19 protein-coding genes are annotated in these 18,702 nt (G+C 43.7%); 15 read left to right on the top strand and 4 right to left on the bottom strand.

Annotation, left to right across the window (positions count from 1 at the left end; translation table 11 throughout):
* Nucleotides 1-134: 134 nt before the first annotated feature.
* From NNL21_RS29015 to NNL21_RS29000, 4 genes are all read left to right on the top strand, one after another.
* On the top strand, nt 135-1,331 hold the full coding sequence (locus tag NNL21_RS29015; protein WP_204821778.1) for a sugar efflux transporter: 1,197 nt from the start codon (nt 135-137) through the stop codon (nt 1,329-1,331).
* Between the two features lie 161 nt (nt 1,332-1,492).
* Entirely contained in the window at nt 1,493-2,929 is a 1,437-nt protein-coding gene (locus NNL21_RS29010) for a spore germination protein (RefSeq protein WP_204821777.1), read from the top strand.
* Between the two features lie 15 nt (nt 2,930-2,944).
* Entirely contained in the window at nt 2,945-4,039 is a 1,095-nt protein-coding gene (locus NNL21_RS29005) for a GerAB/ArcD/ProY family transporter (RefSeq protein WP_204821776.1), read from the top strand.
* Nucleotides 4,036-5,112 (top strand): Ger(x)C family spore germination protein, encoded by a 1,077-nt coding sequence (locus NNL21_RS29000; protein WP_204821775.1) that lies wholly within the window; start codon nt 4,036-4,038, stop codon nt 5,110-5,112. The genes NNL21_RS29005 and NNL21_RS29000 overlap by 4 nt, the downstream gene beginning before the upstream one ends.
* Before the next feature lie 306 nt (nt 5,113-5,418).
* Here NNL21_RS29000 and NNL21_RS28995 read toward each other — a convergent pair whose 3' ends face one another.
* Nucleotides 5,419-5,601, bottom strand: coding sequence for a hypothetical protein (locus NNL21_RS28995; RefSeq protein WP_204821774.1), 183 nt, complete (start codon nt 5,599-5,601; stop codon nt 5,419-5,421).
* Nucleotides 5,602-5,785: 184 nt separating this feature from the next.
* Between NNL21_RS28995 and NNL21_RS28990 the strand changes: the two genes are divergently transcribed.
* The 5 genes from NNL21_RS28990 (at nt 5,786) to NNL21_RS28970 (ending at nt 9,893) form a co-directional block, all read left to right on the top strand.
* Entirely contained in the window at nt 5,786-6,355 is a 570-nt protein-coding gene (locus NNL21_RS28990) for a hypothetical protein (protein ID WP_204821923.1), read from the top strand.
* Nucleotides 6,356-6,459: 104 nt separating this feature from the next.
* Nucleotides 6,460-7,212, top strand: coding sequence for a sensor histidine kinase (locus NNL21_RS28985; RefSeq protein WP_204821773.1), 753 nt, complete (start codon nt 6,460-6,462; stop codon nt 7,210-7,212).
* Between the two features lie 59 nt (nt 7,213-7,271).
* Nucleotides 7,272-7,946, top strand: a complete 675-nt coding sequence (locus NNL21_RS28980) for a class I SAM-dependent methyltransferase (RefSeq protein ID WP_204821772.1) — start codon at nt 7,272-7,274, stop codon at nt 7,944-7,946.
* Nucleotides 7,947-8,089: 143 nt separating this feature from the next.
* Nucleotides 8,090-8,671 (top strand): TetR/AcrR family transcriptional regulator, encoded by a 582-nt coding sequence (locus tag NNL21_RS28975; protein WP_204821771.1) that lies wholly within the window; start codon nt 8,090-8,092, stop codon nt 8,669-8,671.
* Between the two features lie 25 nt (nt 8,672-8,696).
* Complete coding sequence (locus NNL21_RS28970) at nt 8,697-9,893, top strand: MFS transporter (RefSeq protein WP_204821770.1); 1,197 nt, start codon at nt 8,697-8,699, stop codon at nt 9,891-9,893.
* A 193-nt stretch (nt 9,894-10,086) separates the two neighbouring features.
* On the opposite strand, the gene NNL21_RS28965 is transcribed toward NNL21_RS28970, so the two are convergent.
* Nucleotides 10,087-12,051 (bottom strand): stalk domain-containing protein, encoded by a 1,965-nt coding sequence (locus NNL21_RS28965; protein ID WP_204821769.1) that lies wholly within the window; start codon nt 12,049-12,051, stop codon nt 10,087-10,089.
* 423 nt (nt 12,052-12,474) lie between these two features.
* Between NNL21_RS28965 and NNL21_RS28960 the strand changes: the two genes are divergently transcribed.
* Together NNL21_RS28960 and NNL21_RS28955 are read left to right on the top strand one after the other, a co-directional pair.
* Entirely contained in the window at nt 12,475-12,804 is a 330-nt protein-coding gene (locus NNL21_RS28960) for a hypothetical protein (protein WP_204821768.1), read from the top strand.
* 378 nt (nt 12,805-13,182) lie between these two features.
* Nucleotides 13,183-13,659: a GNAT family N-acetyltransferase gene (locus tag NNL21_RS28955; RefSeq protein WP_204821767.1), complete on the top strand. Its 477-nt coding sequence runs from the start codon at nt 13,183-13,185 to the stop codon at nt 13,657-13,659.
* 148 nt (nt 13,660-13,807) lie between these two features.
* On the opposite strand, the gene NNL21_RS28950 is transcribed toward NNL21_RS28955, so the two are convergent.
* Both NNL21_RS28950 and NNL21_RS28945 read right to left on the bottom strand, forming a co-directional pair.
* Entirely contained in the window at nt 13,808-14,647 is an 840-nt protein-coding gene (locus NNL21_RS28950) for an alpha/beta fold hydrolase (protein ID WP_204821766.1), read from the bottom strand.
* Nucleotides 14,640-15,221, bottom strand: a complete 582-nt coding sequence (locus tag NNL21_RS28945) for a PadR family transcriptional regulator (RefSeq protein WP_204821765.1) — start codon at nt 15,219-15,221, stop codon at nt 14,640-14,642. Before NNL21_RS28945 ends, NNL21_RS28950 begins: the two co-directional genes overlap by 8 nt.
* A 319-nt stretch (nt 15,222-15,540) precedes the next feature.
* Between NNL21_RS28945 and lspA the strand changes: the two genes are divergently transcribed.
* From lspA to NNL21_RS28925, 4 genes are all read left to right on the top strand, one after another.
* On the top strand, nt 15,541-16,017 hold the full coding sequence (lspA, locus tag NNL21_RS28940) for a signal peptidase II (protein ID WP_204821764.1): 477 nt from the start codon (nt 15,541-15,543) through the stop codon (nt 16,015-16,017).
* A 130-nt stretch (nt 16,018-16,147) separates the two neighbouring features.
* Complete coding sequence (locus NNL21_RS28935) at nt 16,148-16,855, top strand: DNA alkylation repair protein (protein WP_204821763.1); 708 nt, start codon at nt 16,148-16,150, stop codon at nt 16,853-16,855.
* Nucleotides 16,856-17,043: 188 nt separating this feature from the next.
* The gene (locus NNL21_RS28930; protein ID WP_204821762.1) at nt 17,044-17,223 is read left to right on the top strand and encodes a hypothetical protein; all 180 of its coding nucleotides are present in this window, start codon (nt 17,044-17,046) and stop codon (nt 17,221-17,223) included.
* A gap of 278 nt (nt 17,224-17,501) precedes the next feature.
* The gene (locus NNL21_RS28925) at nt 17,502-18,605 is read left to right on the top strand and encodes an SGNH/GDSL hydrolase family protein (RefSeq protein WP_204821761.1); all 1,104 of its coding nucleotides are present in this window, start codon (nt 17,502-17,504) and stop codon (nt 18,603-18,605) included.
* Nucleotides 18,606-18,702 lie beyond the last annotated feature (97 nt).

The raw sequence follows: 18,702 nt of genomic DNA, 5'->3' as shown, positions 1-18,702 counted from the left end.
GTGAGAGGATTAGGCAATCCTATGAGACGAAAGGGATAACGGTCTCCACTTCATTTGCTGCATAATAATAAAGTGAGCTTAGAGGGAAATGGTTTTACCACAACAGAAATGATATCGAAAGAGGGAAAACTAATTTGTATCTACGTGTAAAAAGCCTGTTTGCAATCAAAGGTTATCGTTTATTCGTCCTTTGTATGCTGCTATTAGGGATCGGAATATCGATTACATCGCCGTATTTGTCTCTATACTTTACAGAAGTTATGGGGATGAGTACGGGAGCGTTTGGCGTTTTCATGGCGGTAAGTTCGTTAAGCGGCGTAGTGGTCAATTCACTTATTGCAAAGAGATCAGACAGCGGAATGGACCGAAAATGGATTATTATTGCAGCCACGCTTTCATCGGCGTTGAGCTATATTGCATATTTATTGTTTCATAATTATTATATCCTGCTCATTGCCGTTACGCTGTTGAATGGAATAGGGGCTGCTACCATACCGCAAATTTATGCCAGCGCACACGAAGCAGCAACAGAGAGCAAATCCGATGACAAGACGTTCGCGATCTCTACGATGCGTTCGCTGTTTTCTCTCGGATTTCTTGTAGGACCATTAGGCGGGGTATTACTTTTGGGAGCTCTAGATTACAATGGCCTTTTTGGAGGAACTGCCGTCATCTATCTGATCATTGCCTCTGCAGTATATCTATTCCTACAAAGCCGAGTTCACAGCAATACAAGGAAAAATAAAACGAAAGGTATTTCTTCGCTTCGAAACAAACAGATCCGGTATCCGCTAATTGCCTTTATTTTTCTGTTCGCCGTCAATGCCATCAATAGCATCAATACGCCGTTATTTATTGTGAATGAGCTTAAGGGGACGCATACGGAAGTAGGGCTCGTGGTGAGCATTTGTGCCGGATTGGAAATTCCCATTATGATTGCGCTTGGAGCCTTGAACAGAAAAATATCGAACCAGGTTCTGATGATCAGCGGCTGCGTGATCGCGATCATTTATTTTATAATTTTAAGTGTATCGAGCGATTCCTGGCATTTGATTGCAGCACAGCTCCTTCAGGCGACATTTGTGGCTATTGTCATGGGCAATGGACTAAGCTATTTCACGTCTCTTCTTCCTGATTCACCAGGGCTAGCCACAACGTTCTATGCCAACAGTTCTACCATTGGAAGGTTAGTGGGAAGTCTAGGAGGCGGTTTCATTGCCCAGTATATCGGGTTTCGTTATGTGAATTGGGTCTGTCTGGCGATTGCCGTAATCTCATTCTTTATTTTTTGGAAAACAAGACCCAAAGCAGCACTGGCGGTGAGTGAATAGAAGAATACATCGGAGAAGAGGGCTTCGGGCCCTCTTTTTTCTATTGCTTGAAGTCGCGTTCGTGTCTTAAAGCATACTACGTGTTGAAATGAATAATTAAAACACTCGTTGGCAAACTAAAGAAATCATTTTTCAAATAAATGGAATAGGGGGCTTAAGCGTTGGGTAAGCAATTCGATGAACTGGTTAATTTTCATTCGAAATCTTCTGATTTTGTATCAGTTGCCATTGCCGTAGATGAATCGATCTTTATTAGCTATTACGAAACCATGGTTGATTCAAAATCTTTGCTACAGGATTTATTCCCGGTCATTGTACGGTTGAACGGTGATAAGATCGAGGATTTATATGCAAGCTTACCCTTTCCAGGAAAACAAATCGTAACGGATACCAATGAGCAAACGCAATTGCTTATGATTGGATATATCTTATTATCAAACAGAACAGAGGAGGCCTGTATCGCTGTTCAAGCCGTCCGTACCGAATCCCGTTCCATTAACGCGCCAGAGGTTGAATTTAGCGTCATCGGACCTAAGGATGCATTAATCGAACAATTAGATACGAATATTATGCAAATCCGAAGAAGATTGCCCGTACCTGAATTGCGTGTTACGCGTATGGAGATCGGATCATTATCCAAAACCAAATGCGCAGTCATGCATCTAGAAGGTATTGCTAACCCGCTAAATTTGGATTATATGATGAAGCGTTTAAATAAAATCGACATGGATGTCATTACGGATAGTACGAACATCATCCAAATCATCGTGGACAACAAATATTCGTTATTTCCCCAATTCCTTGAAACTGAGCGACCGGATCGGCTTGCGCACGTGCTTTCGTTTGGAGGAATAGCGGTATTGGTAGATGGATCGTCTCAAGCTTTTACAGGCCCAGTAACGATTGGCCAATTTCTTGTTGCTTATGAGGATTATTACTTGTCTTGGCATCTTGGCTCATTTTTTCGTATTTTACGGATATTGTCGATATTGTTCTCCATCTTTGCTACTCCTGTCTACATAGCCATCCTCACGTACCACTATCACATTATCCCGACTCTACTTATCGGACCAATTATATCATCGCGAATCAACCTTCCGTTTCCTCCCTATTTGGAAGTAATCTTTATGGAATTGACGATCGAGCTGCTGCGGGAAGCAGGTGCAAGACTGCCCACCAAAATCGGCCAAACGATTGGCATCGTCGGGGGTATTGTTATTGGAACTGCTGCTGTTCAGGCTGCGCTAACGAGCAATATTTTACTTACAATCGTCGCTTTGTCCGCATTAGCGTCTTTCGCAGTGCCAATCTTTCACTTCAGTAATACGATCCGAGTAATTCGGTATCCATTTATATTGAGCGCACAAATGCTTGGGCTTGTCGGTATAGTTGTGTGTGCAAGCTTCTTGTTGGTACATCTTTTGCGACTTAAGTCGCTCGGCACACCGTATTTGCAGCCCTTTTACCCCTTGCGATTCCAGGATTGGCAAGATTCGGTGTTCCGGGTTCCTACCGCTTCCTTCAACAAAAGACCTGGAGCCTTTCGCCCTCTACGGAAAGACAGAACAAGGACAAAAAAGCCGGATATTGATGAGTAGGAAGGAGGTTCCGAATTGCCATCCCATCATTCCATACAAGCAAATCAACAGATTCCTTCTTCCTCAGCGCTGTATATCATTTTCGGCACACAGGTTGGCCTTGATTACTTGACCTTTCAGCGGAAGCTCACGCAAGCTGTCGGGCAGGATGCTTGGATCGCGTTACTCATAACCGCACTTCTCATCCATTTGGCTATTTGGTGGATGTTTACGTTGTTGAATCGGCAGCAGGCTGATTTGGCGACAATCAATAAGCGATTGCTGGGGACATGGATCGGAGCATTGTTTAATACGGCTCTAATCGTATATTTTTTATTGATCTGTATGATGAGTATTCGATTATATTCGGAGATTGTGAGGATTTGGATATTTCCAACCATTCATATATGGGTATTGGAACTGATCTTATTGCTTTTATCCTATTACCTTGTCTCTGGCGGTCTTCGTGTTATTGCCGGATTCTTTATGTTTTCACAATTATTTATTGTTTTGAATGGAATTTTCTACTTCCTGAGAAATTATTATCACCCAACGAACTTACTTCCCATTATGACCCATACGATACCCGAGATATCGCAAGCTGTGTGGAGCATCATACCGAGTTTTATGGGAGTTGAAGCTCTGCTTATGTTTTACCCCTATCTCAACAATGGGAAAAAAGCTCAGAGGTGGTCGCATGGAGCTAACGCTATAACCATGACGGTATACCTGATTATCCTCGTTTTTACTCTTATGTTTTTCTCTCAAGAACAATTAAAGGATGAGATGTGGCCGACGCTTACCCTATTTAAGTTTGTCGAGTTTCCTTTTATGGAAAGAGTCGAATTCATCGGGGCAACGTTTCAACTGTCTCGTGTAACTCCAATCTTGTCCTTATATTTATGGTCGGCTCTCCAAACCTCAAAGCAGCAATTTCGATTTTCAAAGAGAAGGATGCTCCCTGTTTATTTGGTCATCGTGTTTATAGGCAGTTTAATGTTTCACGATGTTCAACAGGTACTAAAGAGCTACTCGATCATCGGTCAAGTTGGTTTTGTTCTCTTGTTCGTTTATGTGCCTCTTTTAATAATTGTAACCAGATGGCTTCCAGTGAAAGGAAAGGGACTATGAAACCGTTTATCGTTGTACTGTTAATGGTTACGCTGCTAACCTCCTGCATAGCCAAAACTGAAGTTATTGAAGACATCTACATGGCTTTGGCGATGGCAGTCGATTTCAAGCCAACCCACGATGACGAAGCCAGTCTTGATAGGAGTAGAAAAGGGATAGATTTAACCCTTTCCGTCCCCTTATATACAGCGGACCACAAGGTAGAAAGCATTTCTTTTAAAGAAAGCGGGATTACACTTAAGGAAACGATCAGCAGTATTAATCATAAGAGCGATCAATACTTATCGATCAGCAAACTGGGAGCCGTCCTATTCAGCGAGAATGTTCTACGCTCAGGTATTGGCGAATATGCAGAGACACTCAATGCCGATCCGTTAATTAGCGGCAGATTGATTCTTGCTATGACAGAAGGGCGTGCTGAGCATATCCTTCAAGGTGATTTCCGAACGAATAATCAACCTGTCGGGAGGTATTTGTGTAATATCGTTGAGAACAATTTCAAAACCTTTGATTTGCCGCGAATGAACTTACATCAATTTATTTATGAATGGAAAGGGATCGGAATGGATCCTGTGATGCCTATCATTGAAATTTCCGAGAAGAAAGCGACTCTCGCCGGAATCGCAATATTGAAAGATGATTCGTATATGGGGAAACTCACGGTGGAAGAAATAGTCCCCTTTACCTGGATGAAAAAAAATACCCGCAACGGATCGTATGTCGTTCGTTTACCAGAGCAAAACACAACCATTCAAGATTCGACAACCCGAGTGAGATATAAATATTTGCCCAACCATAACCAATTTAATATCTATATACGAGTTGAAGGTAAGCTCACAAAATCTGATCTTTCCAAGTCCATTGAGCTTAGTGAGGTTCGCAATGCGATTAATAAACAATTTACAAACCAGTGCGAAACGGTAATCGCGAAGCTGCAAAAATGGGGAACCGACCCCCTGGGGCTTGGAAATGTTGTCCGGAGTCGGGTAAGGAATTGGGATGAGCGCATATGGAAAGAGCAATATCCGTCATTGAACATTAAAATTATAGTCGATTCAACGATTCGGAGGTGAGGGATGTGGTGACTTATAAACGGATAGGGGGATAGCAGCCGTGCCGATTTGCGAGGACGGCTACGACCCCTTTATCATAAAATAACGTGCCAGGCTCAGCCAGTAGGGCTCGTTGGTTCCAACCTACGTTGACTCTACTTAACATGTAAGAGTCCAGTAAATGAATCATAAACTGACTAAGACCGACGCCCGGCACAAATATATAGAACCATCTAAAAACCATTACCTAGTGATCCCGTCAGCACCGGTAATAAGTGAATTGATACCCCCATCCGCAGAACAGGCTGCGGTCATTATGAGATGACGTTACACTTTGTTTAACAGGGAACGTACGCCATTAACGACTAAGGCGACGGCGAATACACTCACGGTGATAATGCCTACCGCGTCGAACAGAGGTTCCAGGCTTGTCAGCAAATCCGATACAGGGACGTAAATTAGGCCGAAACCACCAATGACGCCGCCCAGATAGTTAAAAAACTTATTCATATCGATACACCTCCTCTAGCGATAATACACAGCTTATGCATGGAAGGTTGATAGTGTGATAGACAAATGAAGTGATATTTTACACATTGTAATTGACGGCGAGTCAAAAACTTTTTTTTATGTTCAATTAAGATTGATTTAAGCAATGGATTGGATAATAAAGGAAAGGCCATTGGAGGATTAAATGACGATCCGTTTGAGGTTGACTCTATTATATTCAGGCATTTTAGCTTCTACTTTACTACTATTCGGTATTGTATTATATAGCTTTTTACAATTCTACCTATATAGCGATCTGAGGTCTTCGCTCAAAGATCAAACAAGAGAATTACAAGAAAATGTAAAATATAACCCTTTAGGTTGGAATTTGTTTATCCGATTAGATGAATTCGATACTGCGCATACAGGAATGTATATACAGGTTATAAATTTGAACAATGGTGATAGGGCAAGGTCAATCAACCTAGGTATTGTCGAATTACCTTTTTCCCAGAAGACCCTTGAAGAAAAGAAACAAGGATACTACGTTACTGCTAAAATCCAAAATTCTCTTTTCTTGATATACTCAGATCCGTTAATACTGAACGGTAATGTAGTTGGGGTTTTACAGTCGGCGTATAATATAGGTGTATTAAGTGAATTTTTATCGATATTGCGAGCTCTTCTTTTTTTTTATCATTACTTGTTGTATGTGTGGCTTCATATATCGGGTGGATATCTGCTAAGCGCTCTTTACAACCAATCTACACCTTAATTGAGGAGACACAACAAATTCAAAGAAGCGAGGACTTAGGCATACGAATACAATCTCAGAAAAACACAAATGAAGTTAGTCTCTTAAGTAAGACGATTAATGGAATGGTAGAACGTATTCAGACGATGTACTTAAACCAACGTCGCTTTGTTTCAGATGCCTCTCACGAATTGAGAACTCCACTTACTACGATTAGTGGAAATGCGGAGTTCCTTAAAAAAATATGGATAGCTTACAATAAACCACCTTATTTAGTTGATAAAAACGAGATTGAAATATCGGTGGAGGCTCTTAATGACATTGTAGATGAAACAAATAGAATGAGGAGATTGGTTAATGATCTCTTAACCCTTGCAAGAGCTGATGCGGGGCAGCAGATAAAAAAAGACGTTTTTGAAATCAAACCAATTGTAGAATCAGTAGTAAGAAAAGCACAATTACTACCTCAATCGGTTCATTTCAAGGTTGAAGACCTCAGCGTGCTTGAGAACCTATATATTGCAGGTGATCAAGAATACCTTCAGCATCTGTTGTTCATCTTCCTTGATAACGCATTCAAATTCACCTTGGAAGGTTTGGTTGAGTTTAAGTCAGCCAAAACAGCAGATGATATTCTATTCACGATCAGTGATAGTGGGATCGGCATGGCTATGAATGAAATTCCCCAAATATTTGAACGATTTTATCGTGCTGATTCCTCAAGAGGTGACACGCCTGGCACGGGTCTTGGATTATCAATTGCACAATGGATTTTGGATGAACACAAAGGTAATGTTGAGATCGTGAGTAGTCCAAACAAAGGAACAACAGTTGCCCTTCGGTTACCGGTATATAAAGGCAAGCAGTACTATAGTTGAACAAATAAGTAGCGCTGCGGTAACAAAAGTCTGATCGTCACTTATAGAAGGAGGATACTATGGACAAAGAGAAACTCATCCGTAAATTCGATAATCAATCCAGAGTTTACGAAATGAGAAGGAAGAAGCAGACGGAACGAATTTGGCGGGAGAAATTGATTGGGAGTGCAAAAGGGAAGGTTCTTGAGGTAGCTGTTGGTGCCGGAGCAAATTTTCACTTTTACCCCCCAAATGTGGATGTGACTGCTGTCGATTTCAGCGATGCTATGTTATCCAAGGCAAAAGAGTCCGCCATTGCTAGCAATGTTCAGGCCACATTCATTCAATCCGATATCGAATCTATATCGTTTCCTGAAAACTCATTTGATACCATCGTCTCGACATTATCCTTTTGCGGTTACGAACATCCTGTTAAAGTGTTAGAATCTTTTTGCAGGTGGTGCAAGCCAGGCGGTCAAATTTTGTTAATGGAGCATGGTCTCAGTTCAAACCGATTGATTGGCAGTTCCCAAAAGATCATCGAACCGATATTTCTACGCATTGTCGGCTGCCATCTGGATCGTAATATGATCACTATTTTTCAGCAGTCCCCGATCCATATCGATCATATGGAACGCTATAAGTTTAATACCGTTCATTTGGTGTGGGCGTCGCCAAACAAAGGAAGGCTCGGATCAACAGCAAGTGCATCGATTAGCTTTCCCTGGGCATTCAGAGATACAGAAGAAGAATAGTATAGATCCCATTTTCCATGTGAAGTCGCCTTATGGCGGCTTTTTATGTTTTCAACTGTCCGATGGCCGATTACTAGCTTTGCATTTATTGATTCAATCTGATACTATAAACTGACGAACGTTCGTTAGGGGAGGTGGTTTCATTGAAAAGCAATGAGATTAAGGAGGCAGCTCTAAAATATTTCACGATTCATGGTTATGAAGGAGCATCCCTTTCTCAGATCGCGGATGAAGTCGGTATGAAGAAACAATCGATCTACGCTCATTTTAAAGGAAAAGATGATCTTTTTTTGCAGGTTTTACGTGATGCGAAAGAGACTGAGCTATCTTCAAAACTCCAATATTTCAGTAACATTGGCTCACAACATCCGGAGAAGGATTTATACGGATTTCTACAATTAGTAATCGCTCTTTTCAAAGAAAATGAGCAGTTAAAGTTTTGGCTTCGCATGTCTTTTTTTCCGCCGGCTCACCTTGTAAAAGCGATTGAAAAAGAAGTGATCGATATCGAGGAAAAGGTGCAGGCGATACTGGAAAGTAAGTTTCACGATTGGATAGACGCTAAAGCAATCTTCGGGGATTCAGCAAAAACGCCGACCCTAGCCTTCTTGGGAATCGTTGATTCCATTATGCTGGAGCTTGTATATGTCAATGATGAGAAACGGCTGAAGGATAAATTGGAAGCCTCTTGGACAGTATTTTGGAGAGGGATTTCACATCGGTGATTCATAACATAATGAGGGCATGAACATGAAAAAAACAATTAGATCACAAAAAACCGTATTGATTATTCTTCTAAGCAATATATTCATTGCATTTCTGGGCATCGGTCTAGTCATCCCCGTAATGCCGTCTTTTATGAATATTATGCATTTATCAGGCAAAACGATGGGGTATCTTGTTGCGGCATTTGCGGTGGCACAGCTGCTTATGTCGCCGCTAGCAGGGCGTTGGGTAGATCGTTTCGGCAGAAAGAACATGATTACAATCGGCTTAGTCCTCTTCGGTACTTCGGAACTTATATTTGGTTTGGGCACGAATGTATCGGTGCTCTATATATCGAGGATTCTGGGTGGATTTAGCGCTGCTTTTATTATGCCCGCAGTCACGGCATATCTCGCAGATATTACATCGATAGAGGAACGGCCGAAGGCGATGGGGTATATGTCTGCCGCCATTAGCACCGGTTTTATTATCGGGCCTGGCGTCGGCGGCTTTATTGCAGAATACGGCATACGTATGCCTTTCTTCGCTGCGGCGGGCATGGCCTTTATTGCTTGCCTCTTATCCTTGTTTATCTTAAAAGAACCGCTAACCAAAGCACAGCTTGCAGAGTTTTCTACGAATGCCAAACAGGTTAACTTTTTCAGCGATTTAAAGAGGTCACTTAACCCACTATATTTTATTGCCTTTGTCATTGTATTTGTGCTCGCATTCGGTTTATCCGCATATGAAACGGTTTTTAGCCTGTTTTCCGATCATAAATTCGGTTATACGCCCAAGGAAATTGCAGCCATTATTACGATTAGCTCAATCTTCGGTGTAGTTGTGCAAATATTTCTGTTTGGAAAAATGGTAGACAAACTCGGCGAAAAGAAAGTGATCCAACTCTGTTTAATTATTGGAGCTATATTGGCGGTCGGGTCTACCGTGGTCTCTGGTTTTTGGGCCGTGCTGGCGGTAACATGCTTCATTTTCCTCGCATTTGACTTGCTTCGTCCGGCATTGACGACATATTTATCAAGAACTGCCGGAAAAGAGCAAGGGTTCGTTGCCGGAATGAATTCAACCTATACGAGCTTAGGCAATATCGTCGGGCCGGCGATGGGCGGGATATTATTTGATGTAAACATCCACTATCCGTATCTTTTCGCTGCAGTCATTATGGTCATAGGCCTCGGTATTACAGTCTTGTGGAAAGAAAAACAACCGGTAGAGAATATTTAGATCATGTACAGGCAGCCGCTTCAAAAGATCGGCTGCCTTTTTCGCGGGCGCTCATGGAATGATTGAATACTAGACTAACGGTAGTTTCTACATGCTTTAAAAATGCTTTCCTTGCGTTCGATACAAGAAACCCGCCATCGGGAGAGGGCGGGTTCTTGCAGAAAGTGATGAAAAAAGATGAGTTCCTTTACCTCTAGTTCCTTACTTCCGGAAGTGGCAGGAATAGCATCGCCAGCGGCAGGAAGCTGCCGGAAGCGAGTGTGAATTTGATCTCGACCGATTCCTCGGTGCTGCCCGTCCGGTACAGGACGGCTGCTTCATTGTTGTTTAGCAGCACGTGTTTGTTCGTGACGGTGACCAACTGGCCATTCACGAGGAATGCCCCCGTATAAACGCCTCCGCGCGGATTGAGCGCGATGACCGTATTCGGCGCAACGTGATCGAGCTTCATCGTGTACATGACGCCGAAGTTGCCTACGTTCAGTTCGTTGACACCGCTTGAGGAATCGTAGCCGTACAAAAACGAGTCCATCGTGCCGTCACCGAACGTCATGCGGTTCTCTTCGTAACCGAGCGGCTCGACGATCTCGATCATTCGATTCGCGTTATCGAACGTCCCACGAACATGCTTGCCGTCGCGCGGCATGACGGACAGTGTCGGAAGCGCAGTTTTTGGGTCTTTGTCCGCGGCCACGACAACCACGTCGTACACCAATTCCTGATCCGAATACAAGTCCGCGTAAGCCGAGTAAATCTGATTCGCCTTGATCGGCATCTTGCTCAGCTCCGGCAGCAGCTCAATAGTCTGGCCTGGCTTAATCGTCGTCCAGCTTGGCGAAGGATTGTTCTGGAGCGATTGCAGGTAGCGGACAACCGACAGCTTGCCGGTATTCTCCACGTAAGCGTCCGGACCGCCAATGCCGAATGTGCTCGTATTGACGTTGACCGTCGTGTTGCCTTTGTTCGTTGCCAGCAAATACATGCGTACCGGATAACCGATCTGATTGTAGTTGTGGAACAGGAAGCGTACGTTGCCCGTCAGCTGATCCTCATAAACGATCCCTTCGCTAATGAGCGTCTCGGGGCTGTTACTGCGCACCAGCTGTGCCGTATCCGACTGAATGGCGTATTTTATCGCCTGGTATTGTAATACTGCGGAGCCATTGACCGTGAACTTGTCTCCAACGTTCGTGAATAGACGGCCATATTCTTCCTTCGTATAGAGCACTTCTTCTGTCACGGTAATCGTCTTCGTCACGGAGCTGGTCAGTCCGTGGCTGTCCGTCACTTCGAGCGTCACAGATTTCTCACCCGCTTCAAAGAACGCATCGCCCTCCGGGCGCCCGGTGTATTTCGTCTTGCCGATCGCGTTCTCGTCATCCGTGCTTAGGTCGGTGAAAATAATCTTCTCGCCGATCCGGTATATCTCGCGTTCCATCTTAAAATCTGCCACCGGCGGCTGGTTCGGCGGCAGCACTTCTACCGATACCGAAAACGGGGCGCTCCATTCGCCCGTCACGTCCTGCACCTGCCGGGTAATCGTATGAATGCCCGCCTCGGAGAAAATCTCCTCTTTACCGGTCCATTGTTCGTTCATGAACGGCTGACCCGTCTGATTCGTCGACCGATCGGTATACGTGACAATCGTTTCGCCCGCGTAAATCTTGGTCGGCGTCACTTCGAAATCCGCGGTCGGCTTCGTTCCCCAGGCGAGCGTGATCGTCGTTCCTGTCAAGTTCAGCTGGCTGTCGGTCATATTCGACCACGTGCGGATCGGCACCATCATAGATCCTTTCAGCGCAAACGGTGCGAGCGGCGCTTGGACCGGCTGGCCATCCCGCGTAATCGTCTTCCGGTCGGCCTTGAAGCGAAACTCATGAAGCGCATTCTTCACGACAGATTCCTTCGTCTTCGCATCAAATGAAACGTTATAGCCATATTGATCAGCAACCGACTTGAGAGGAATAAATGACGTACCGTTCTTCGCCGTAACCGGCTGTGCCGACATCGAGCTGACACCGTTCTTGATCATGACCTTGCTGTTCAGCTTCAGCGTCAGCTGGTTCCCAGCACCCTGGGCCGCTGCTTCCTTTGCGCCAATCGCTCCAACAGGGGCGGCTAATAGTGACAAAATCAACAACCATTTCAATGATTTCATGTCGCATCTCCTTTTTCTTCCGCTAATTGAACCCCTATTGCTCGTTCCCGGTGGGTCAGAACATTAAACTCACGTCAACTTAAACGTCTAACATGTGAGAAAAGTTTCTCTCTCTCGTTAAAAAGATGGATATATATATCAAAATTGGAATATTTAATTTTGTTATAACATCCTATTGACAGTAAAGCGTTGCTATAATAGATGACAATCAACATACTTAAGGTAGATTCTTGTTAGCCATTTCACTTAATACCTCTCCGATCGGTATTCGAGAAGCTTGGCAAAAGAACAGCAGATGGGGACTGAACAAGTTACAGTAACAATAAATGCCTTTAATACGTTATTCACAAAGAATGTCTGAAATCGAACGATGGTTAAAGGTCATCCCTATAATAAAAGGAGGTCATCGAAATCGAAAAGAGATTGGTTAAGGGAGCTATATACGGATTTTTAATTGGCTTAGCCCTTGCAATTATATTTATTGCTGATACTATTACGCATGTAGAATCAGGGGTGTCTACAAGCTATACAATCCCGATGCGAGAGTATGTGCTTAAATTACTCAGATTTTCTGTAAAGGCAAGCTTAGCAACAACTGTCGTTCTATGGATCAGAGAAATTTATCTTGGTCCACGAAAAGAGGGTGAGCCATCCTTTATAATTGGTATTGTTAAAAGCTTTGTAATTGTTTTTGCACTAATTATTTTGGTTTTAATGGCTATTTCAGCGGTCACTAATTTTATAATGCGTTAACATATTCATATAACAAACGGGTACGAGAACGAGCTCAATAATGATCAGAAGGAGGCTGCCAACTTGGATTGGTAGCCTCGTTGCGCTTAAGAGGAGTTTACGTTATTGAAAAAATAAAACCGGCACAAATATGTGCCGGTTAACCAATAATGCCAAAAAAGGATGAGCCCTAAAAATGCCACGGATACATAATAGTCTATAAAAAAATTCAACATAAGTCTATTACTTTTTTGGCATAAAATGTATGTTTATGAAGCGACCGCGGCGCAAAATCGATAAGAGAGATTAAACACGGAACCATTTTGTAGGGACGGTAAACAGCTACAAACAACAACGTAACTAGTAATTTACCAAAGTTAATGAAAGGAGAAGCCCTGCATGATTACGCTCAGAAAAATCACGCTGGAAAACCGACGTGCCATATTTAACTTGGAGGTTTTAGAAGATCAACGCCGTTTCGTTGCGTCCAATCTGTCAAGCGTGGCTTCGTGTTATGTCCTTGCAACCAATGGGGGACATCCATTTCCGTTTGCCATTTATGCAGATGAACAGCCGGTCGGTTTTGTTATGATTACTTATCGAATCACCGGGTACGAACTCCCGGCAATCGCAGACGACAGCTATTGCATCCTGCGGCTGATGATTGACAAGCAATACCAGAACAAGGGGTACGGTCGGGAAGCTATGAACAAAATCTTGGAATTTATCCGCACCTTTCCGGCAGGGCCTTCACACTACTGCTGGATATCTTATAAGGCTGATAACGTGGCCGCCAAAAGGCTTTATGAAAGCTTCGGCTTCCGTGACAACAGCGAAATCATTGGAGACGAGCTAATAACGGTTTTGCGACTCTGATTTGCTGCTTGTATCATGTTTCAATCTTTCGAGGGATCATTACAAGGTGTGCAAGGAAATACGGCAACTCATGGGAGTCGATAGCGGAATGGAGCAGATTGCAGCGGCAGTCTGCTTTTTTCATTGAAGCAACGGGCCTTTACAATCCTCATATTAATTTTAAATTTAACCAAGGACGTAAGATGGGAAGGATGTTGGCGGCTTGCATAGCTTGTGTGTGATCGAGACCCTCAAGAACCTTAACTTCCCAGCCGAGAGCTTCAATCTCTTTGCGTCTGTTCATGAGTGGTCCAGCTATATCTACAATGACATTGCCCCAACGTTCGCCATAAATGATTTTATCGGCAGTACCTGCAAAGCAAAGGCGAGGGCAAGAGATTTTATCTTGGACTATCCGATCGTTGAAAGCTTGTAATTCCTGATATAGCGTGACGAACTGCCTTGTTTGAGAATCACTCATGGTGACCTCAACATGTGACCAATCAAATTCATCTGAAGTTTCTTTTGAGGGGGATGAACTCCTCTGAGCAGACATCTCATGTGTCGCCATTGTTACATCTAACATTTCTTTATACGGGCCGTCAATAGGAGGAAAGCCACCCATAATTAGTGCAGACAGTCGATCCGTTCGAATGGCCAGCTGCATTCCACAAAGAGCAAGCCATGAGTAGCCATAATAGCCAAATTGCTTTGCTTCTGCCGAATCGGCTATTGCCAGCAAGTCTCTAGTAACGTTAGTTGGTGTTAATGTATCTGGTTTAGGTGTATTTAAGACATGACCTTCATAGTCGAAGGCGATTACACGATATTTATCGCTAAGACCATCTATTAGTGAACGTCCCAGTGCAGGGTCTGCTCCCCACTTTCGCATTTCGTCAGCTTGGGGTCCTTCGATTGGTTGGGGATTTACAGGAAGCAATAGGTTGGGTCCCTCTCCATGAACTTCCACATGGATAATACTTCCGTCATGCAAGCATGCTTTAATCATGGTCAACGCCCTCCAGTTCAGATTCCTCATTTTTAAAAATATAGTTACCTGATATAAGAGACTGCCTGAGCTTTTGAGTGGCCTCTATTGCGTATTCAAAGTATCCAACCCACATGCCAACAAGCTCAGGATGCTTAGAAGGGTTGGAAGGTAAGGACTCGGTTGGTAATGATCTCAAGAAAGTAAGAATTCCTCTAAGTGAGACAAGACGTTCGTCAAAGAGCGAAATGACATGGTGACGAGGAAGCATCTCCATGAAAGCGATCCCCGCTGCATACACCTGAAAATCATTGCTCTTAAGCGCTGATTCAAGAAGGGTTATAAATTCATTTTCGCCTTGTATAGTTAGTGTATATTCAGTACGGGATGGTCCGCGCTTGACACGATCCCCTGAGTCGTCGGCTTTGATCATTCCTTGAGACTCAAGTTTTTCTAAAGCGTGGTAAATCGAACCAGGTTTTATATTTGTCCACGTTTCGGCCCGCCATGAAGTTAGTTCTTGATAAACTCCATAACCGTGAGTAATTCCCCGTCGAAGTATTATTCCTAAAACCAGTAGTCTTGCTGTGGACATATGAATTAGCCTCCTTTCTTGGAATCGAATCCCAGTATAGTAGAAACAACTATGCTAGTCAAGTTTGAATAGTGCTTTAAACGAAGCATCGTTTAACTAACGGAAGAACGTTAGCCGATAATGATCGGTGGCCTTGTCTTAACTAGGTTTCCATTATCCTGCGAAGGAGATAACGATGAATATCTCATCTTAATGTCGTATAATCAAATGGACGGCAGGTATTGCTTACTCCAAATTGGATCATTTTTATAGGGAAGTCGATCTAATGTCGGTTGGAATGAGCGACAAACAATGTTTGTAGAAAAAAGGAGTTGTCGGGATGTTTCGTTATTTTCTGGTTGTAATAGGCGTGACTATTGCTGATCATATTGTCAAATGGCTTATATCGATGTATATGACGATAGGCCAGCAAATTACAGTTATACCCGGCGTGTTCGGATTGACCTCCATCCGTAACAGAGGTGCGGCCTTTGGCATGCTGCAAGGTCAACGTGTTTTTTTTATTATCGCAACGTCAATTGTTCTGATCGGCATCATTCTTTATTTGTATAAAATTCATCGTGAGAAAAAGCTTCTCTCGTATGGTTTTGCCCTTATATTAGGCGGAGCGCTCGGTAATTTTATCGATCGTATCTACAAGGGGGAAGTCGTGGATATGTTCCAAGTATATTTTATTGATTTCCCTATATTTAATGTTGCGGATTCCGTACTCTGTATAGGAGTTGCCATTGTTCTGATTGATACCTGGAGGGACTCGCGTGCGGATAGAGCGGCAAATAAATTGCTGGAACAGTAGGTCAGGAGATTGAAACGTTCTGGACATGCCATGAAGTGTTAAAGGGCAGAAGTGAGTACACGATCGCTGTCCAGTCTACGGTTATGATAAAATGGATGAAATCCTTCAAAGAATAAGGAAGTGTTAAATAATGAATTTCGAAATGGTTATGCAGGAGCTTGAAGCTCTCGGCAAGGAACGAACCAAGAAAATGTATGTATCCAATGGCGCGCACGAACCGCTTTTTGGCGTGGCTACAGGCCAAATGAAGCCCATCGCCAAGAAAATTAAAAAAAATCAATCTTTGGCTGAGCAGCTTTATGCAACGGGGAATTACGACGCCATGTACATGGCCGGTGTAATTGCAGACCCCAAAGCAATGAATGAAGCTGATTTTAAGCGCTGGATCGATTCGGCTTATTTTTATATGCTTTCCGATTATGTGGTGGCTGTAACCTTAGCAGAAACAGATATTGCACAAGAAGTTGCCGATCAATGGATCGCATGCGGCGAAGAGCTGAGAATGTCAGCGGGCTGGAGTTGTTACTGCTGGCTTTTGGGTAATCGACCGGACCATGAATTTTCCGAAAGCAAACTTGCCCATATGCTCGAAATTGTGCAAAATACGATTCACGATTCTCCCGAACGAACAAAATACGCTATGAATAATTTTCTTTACACAATGGCGGTATCCTATTTGCCTCTCCATGAAAAGGCGGTTGAGACCGCAAAGGCAGTCGGCCCAGTAGAAGTCAAACAGGACAAGAAAAAAAGCAAGTTTCTACTCGCATCCGACAATATTCAAAAGGCAGTTGATAAAGGGCAAATTGGTTTCAAACGCAAATATGTAAGGTGTTAGCCAAAGCAAATCATGCACTCCCGGATTTTCAGCCTTTGATATGGGGAAGCGGGCAATGGTGGTAGAGAGCCGGATCAAGGAGAATGGCTGATCCATGCATACCTGCATAAAGGATCGGGGATATCGGAATAATAGTAATTGTTGATGACAATGGCAGATACAAAGAATACTAAACAAAGGAGTCTAAAGTGGAAAATAGCGGACATGAAACGGTTATCCAATCTGAGGATCTGAACGAAATGAATGGTGATAAAGCTCAGATAATTCTGGATGGAAAAGCAACTGATGAGGTTCCAAGTGAGCCAAGTCTAATAGAGAAAACAAAAGAAGTAATGGAGAACATAGGTATCAAGGTTAATGGTATTTGAAGCAAGGCGGCTTGAACGTAAATTTTCGGTATGTATCAATGCTTGGATTTTAATTTCATTCAACCGGCCATCCTTACGAAACACAATGGATGGTTTTTTCTTCGTTTATTGACAGGACCGGATACAAAGCTGTACTCGGATGAGTCTGTAAACAAGCCGAACTTGCCCGGATTTCTCAATCACTAAAGAAATTGGATCCAATCCAAATAAAATAGCGCTTTTGCCTCAGAACTCCATTTTGTATGATAGAAGGGTACTGGAGAAAGGCGGGGTATAGCATGAATCGTGTGAACAAAAAAGTATTCCTTTCAGCAGCTTTCGTGATTGCGGCAGTTATGGTGATAGCCGGACTACTGAACAGTAAAACAGACCCATACATAGAAAAAACGGCTGTAGGAGCACGGGCAGGCATTCCTGACGATCCTCATATTCACTATGTCGGCCGATGGGATCAAAGCAATCCTAAGGTGTTCAAGAGCAATTGGCCGGGTGCGTATTTCCGGGTCAACTTCACGGGAACGACAGCGCGGTTGAAGCTGGAGGCAGGCAGTGATATTTTTGTCAGCATTGATAACGGAGCAGATGTTTATTACGCCTATATGCCGGGTGAAGACGGGATGGTCAATTTGACGCCGACACCGTTGGAGCCGGGGATACACAGTTTGCGCGTAACCGCTCGTTCTGAGAAGGATAAGGTTGCTTTTGCAGGATTGATTTTGGATGAAAATGCACAGACTTTACCTGCCGAACGGCGGGAAAAATGGATTGAATTTGTTGGCGATTCCATCACGGCCGGCTGCTGCGCATCCAATGCGAATTGGGTCTTGAGGAGCTATGCGTGGCTTGCGGCTGAACAGCTCCAGGCCGATCATACCCAGATCGCCTATTCGGGCATCTGTCTTGTCGATGGGGTGAAGTGTGCTTCGCCTAATGAAATCGGAATGAGCAAGCAGTATTTCAAACTGCACACCGTCGAGGTTCCGGACTCACCGACCTGGTCTTTTACAGGCAGACAACCGGACATGGTTGTCGTCAATCTGGGAACAAACGATTATAACAACGGCGTCACAGCCGAAGTTTTTCAGGAGCAATATGCTGCATTTATCCAACGCATCCGCAGTCATTATCCCGCAGCCGCTATTCTTGTCCTTGGGACATTGGCAGACATGCTGACTGAGCCGACAATTCAAGCCGTTCAACAGGTAGCAGCCGCCGGTGATGTCAACGTTCACTTTATCGATACAAAAGGGTGGGTGGACGCGGGGCTGCCGGATTTCGAAGATCAATTGCATCCTTCTGATTATGGTCATGAAAAAATTGCCGGCAAGCTTGTGACGATAATACGCGAGCTGTGGCAGCAACAAACGCGGCACGGTCGCTAGCCGTAGCCGGTGCGTCTTTTTACTTGAACGAAACAGGAGCAGTTTGCCGCTGATATGCTCCCCTTACGGTAGACAGGTGAAATAATAAAACCTGCTA

Source organism: Paenibacillus mendelii (assembly GCF_024498075.1).
Classification (GTDB): domain Bacteria; phylum Bacillota; class Bacilli; order Paenibacillales; family Paenibacillaceae; genus Paenibacillus_Z; species Paenibacillus_Z mendelii.
This window is presented reverse-complemented; position numbering and strand designations above follow the sequence as displayed.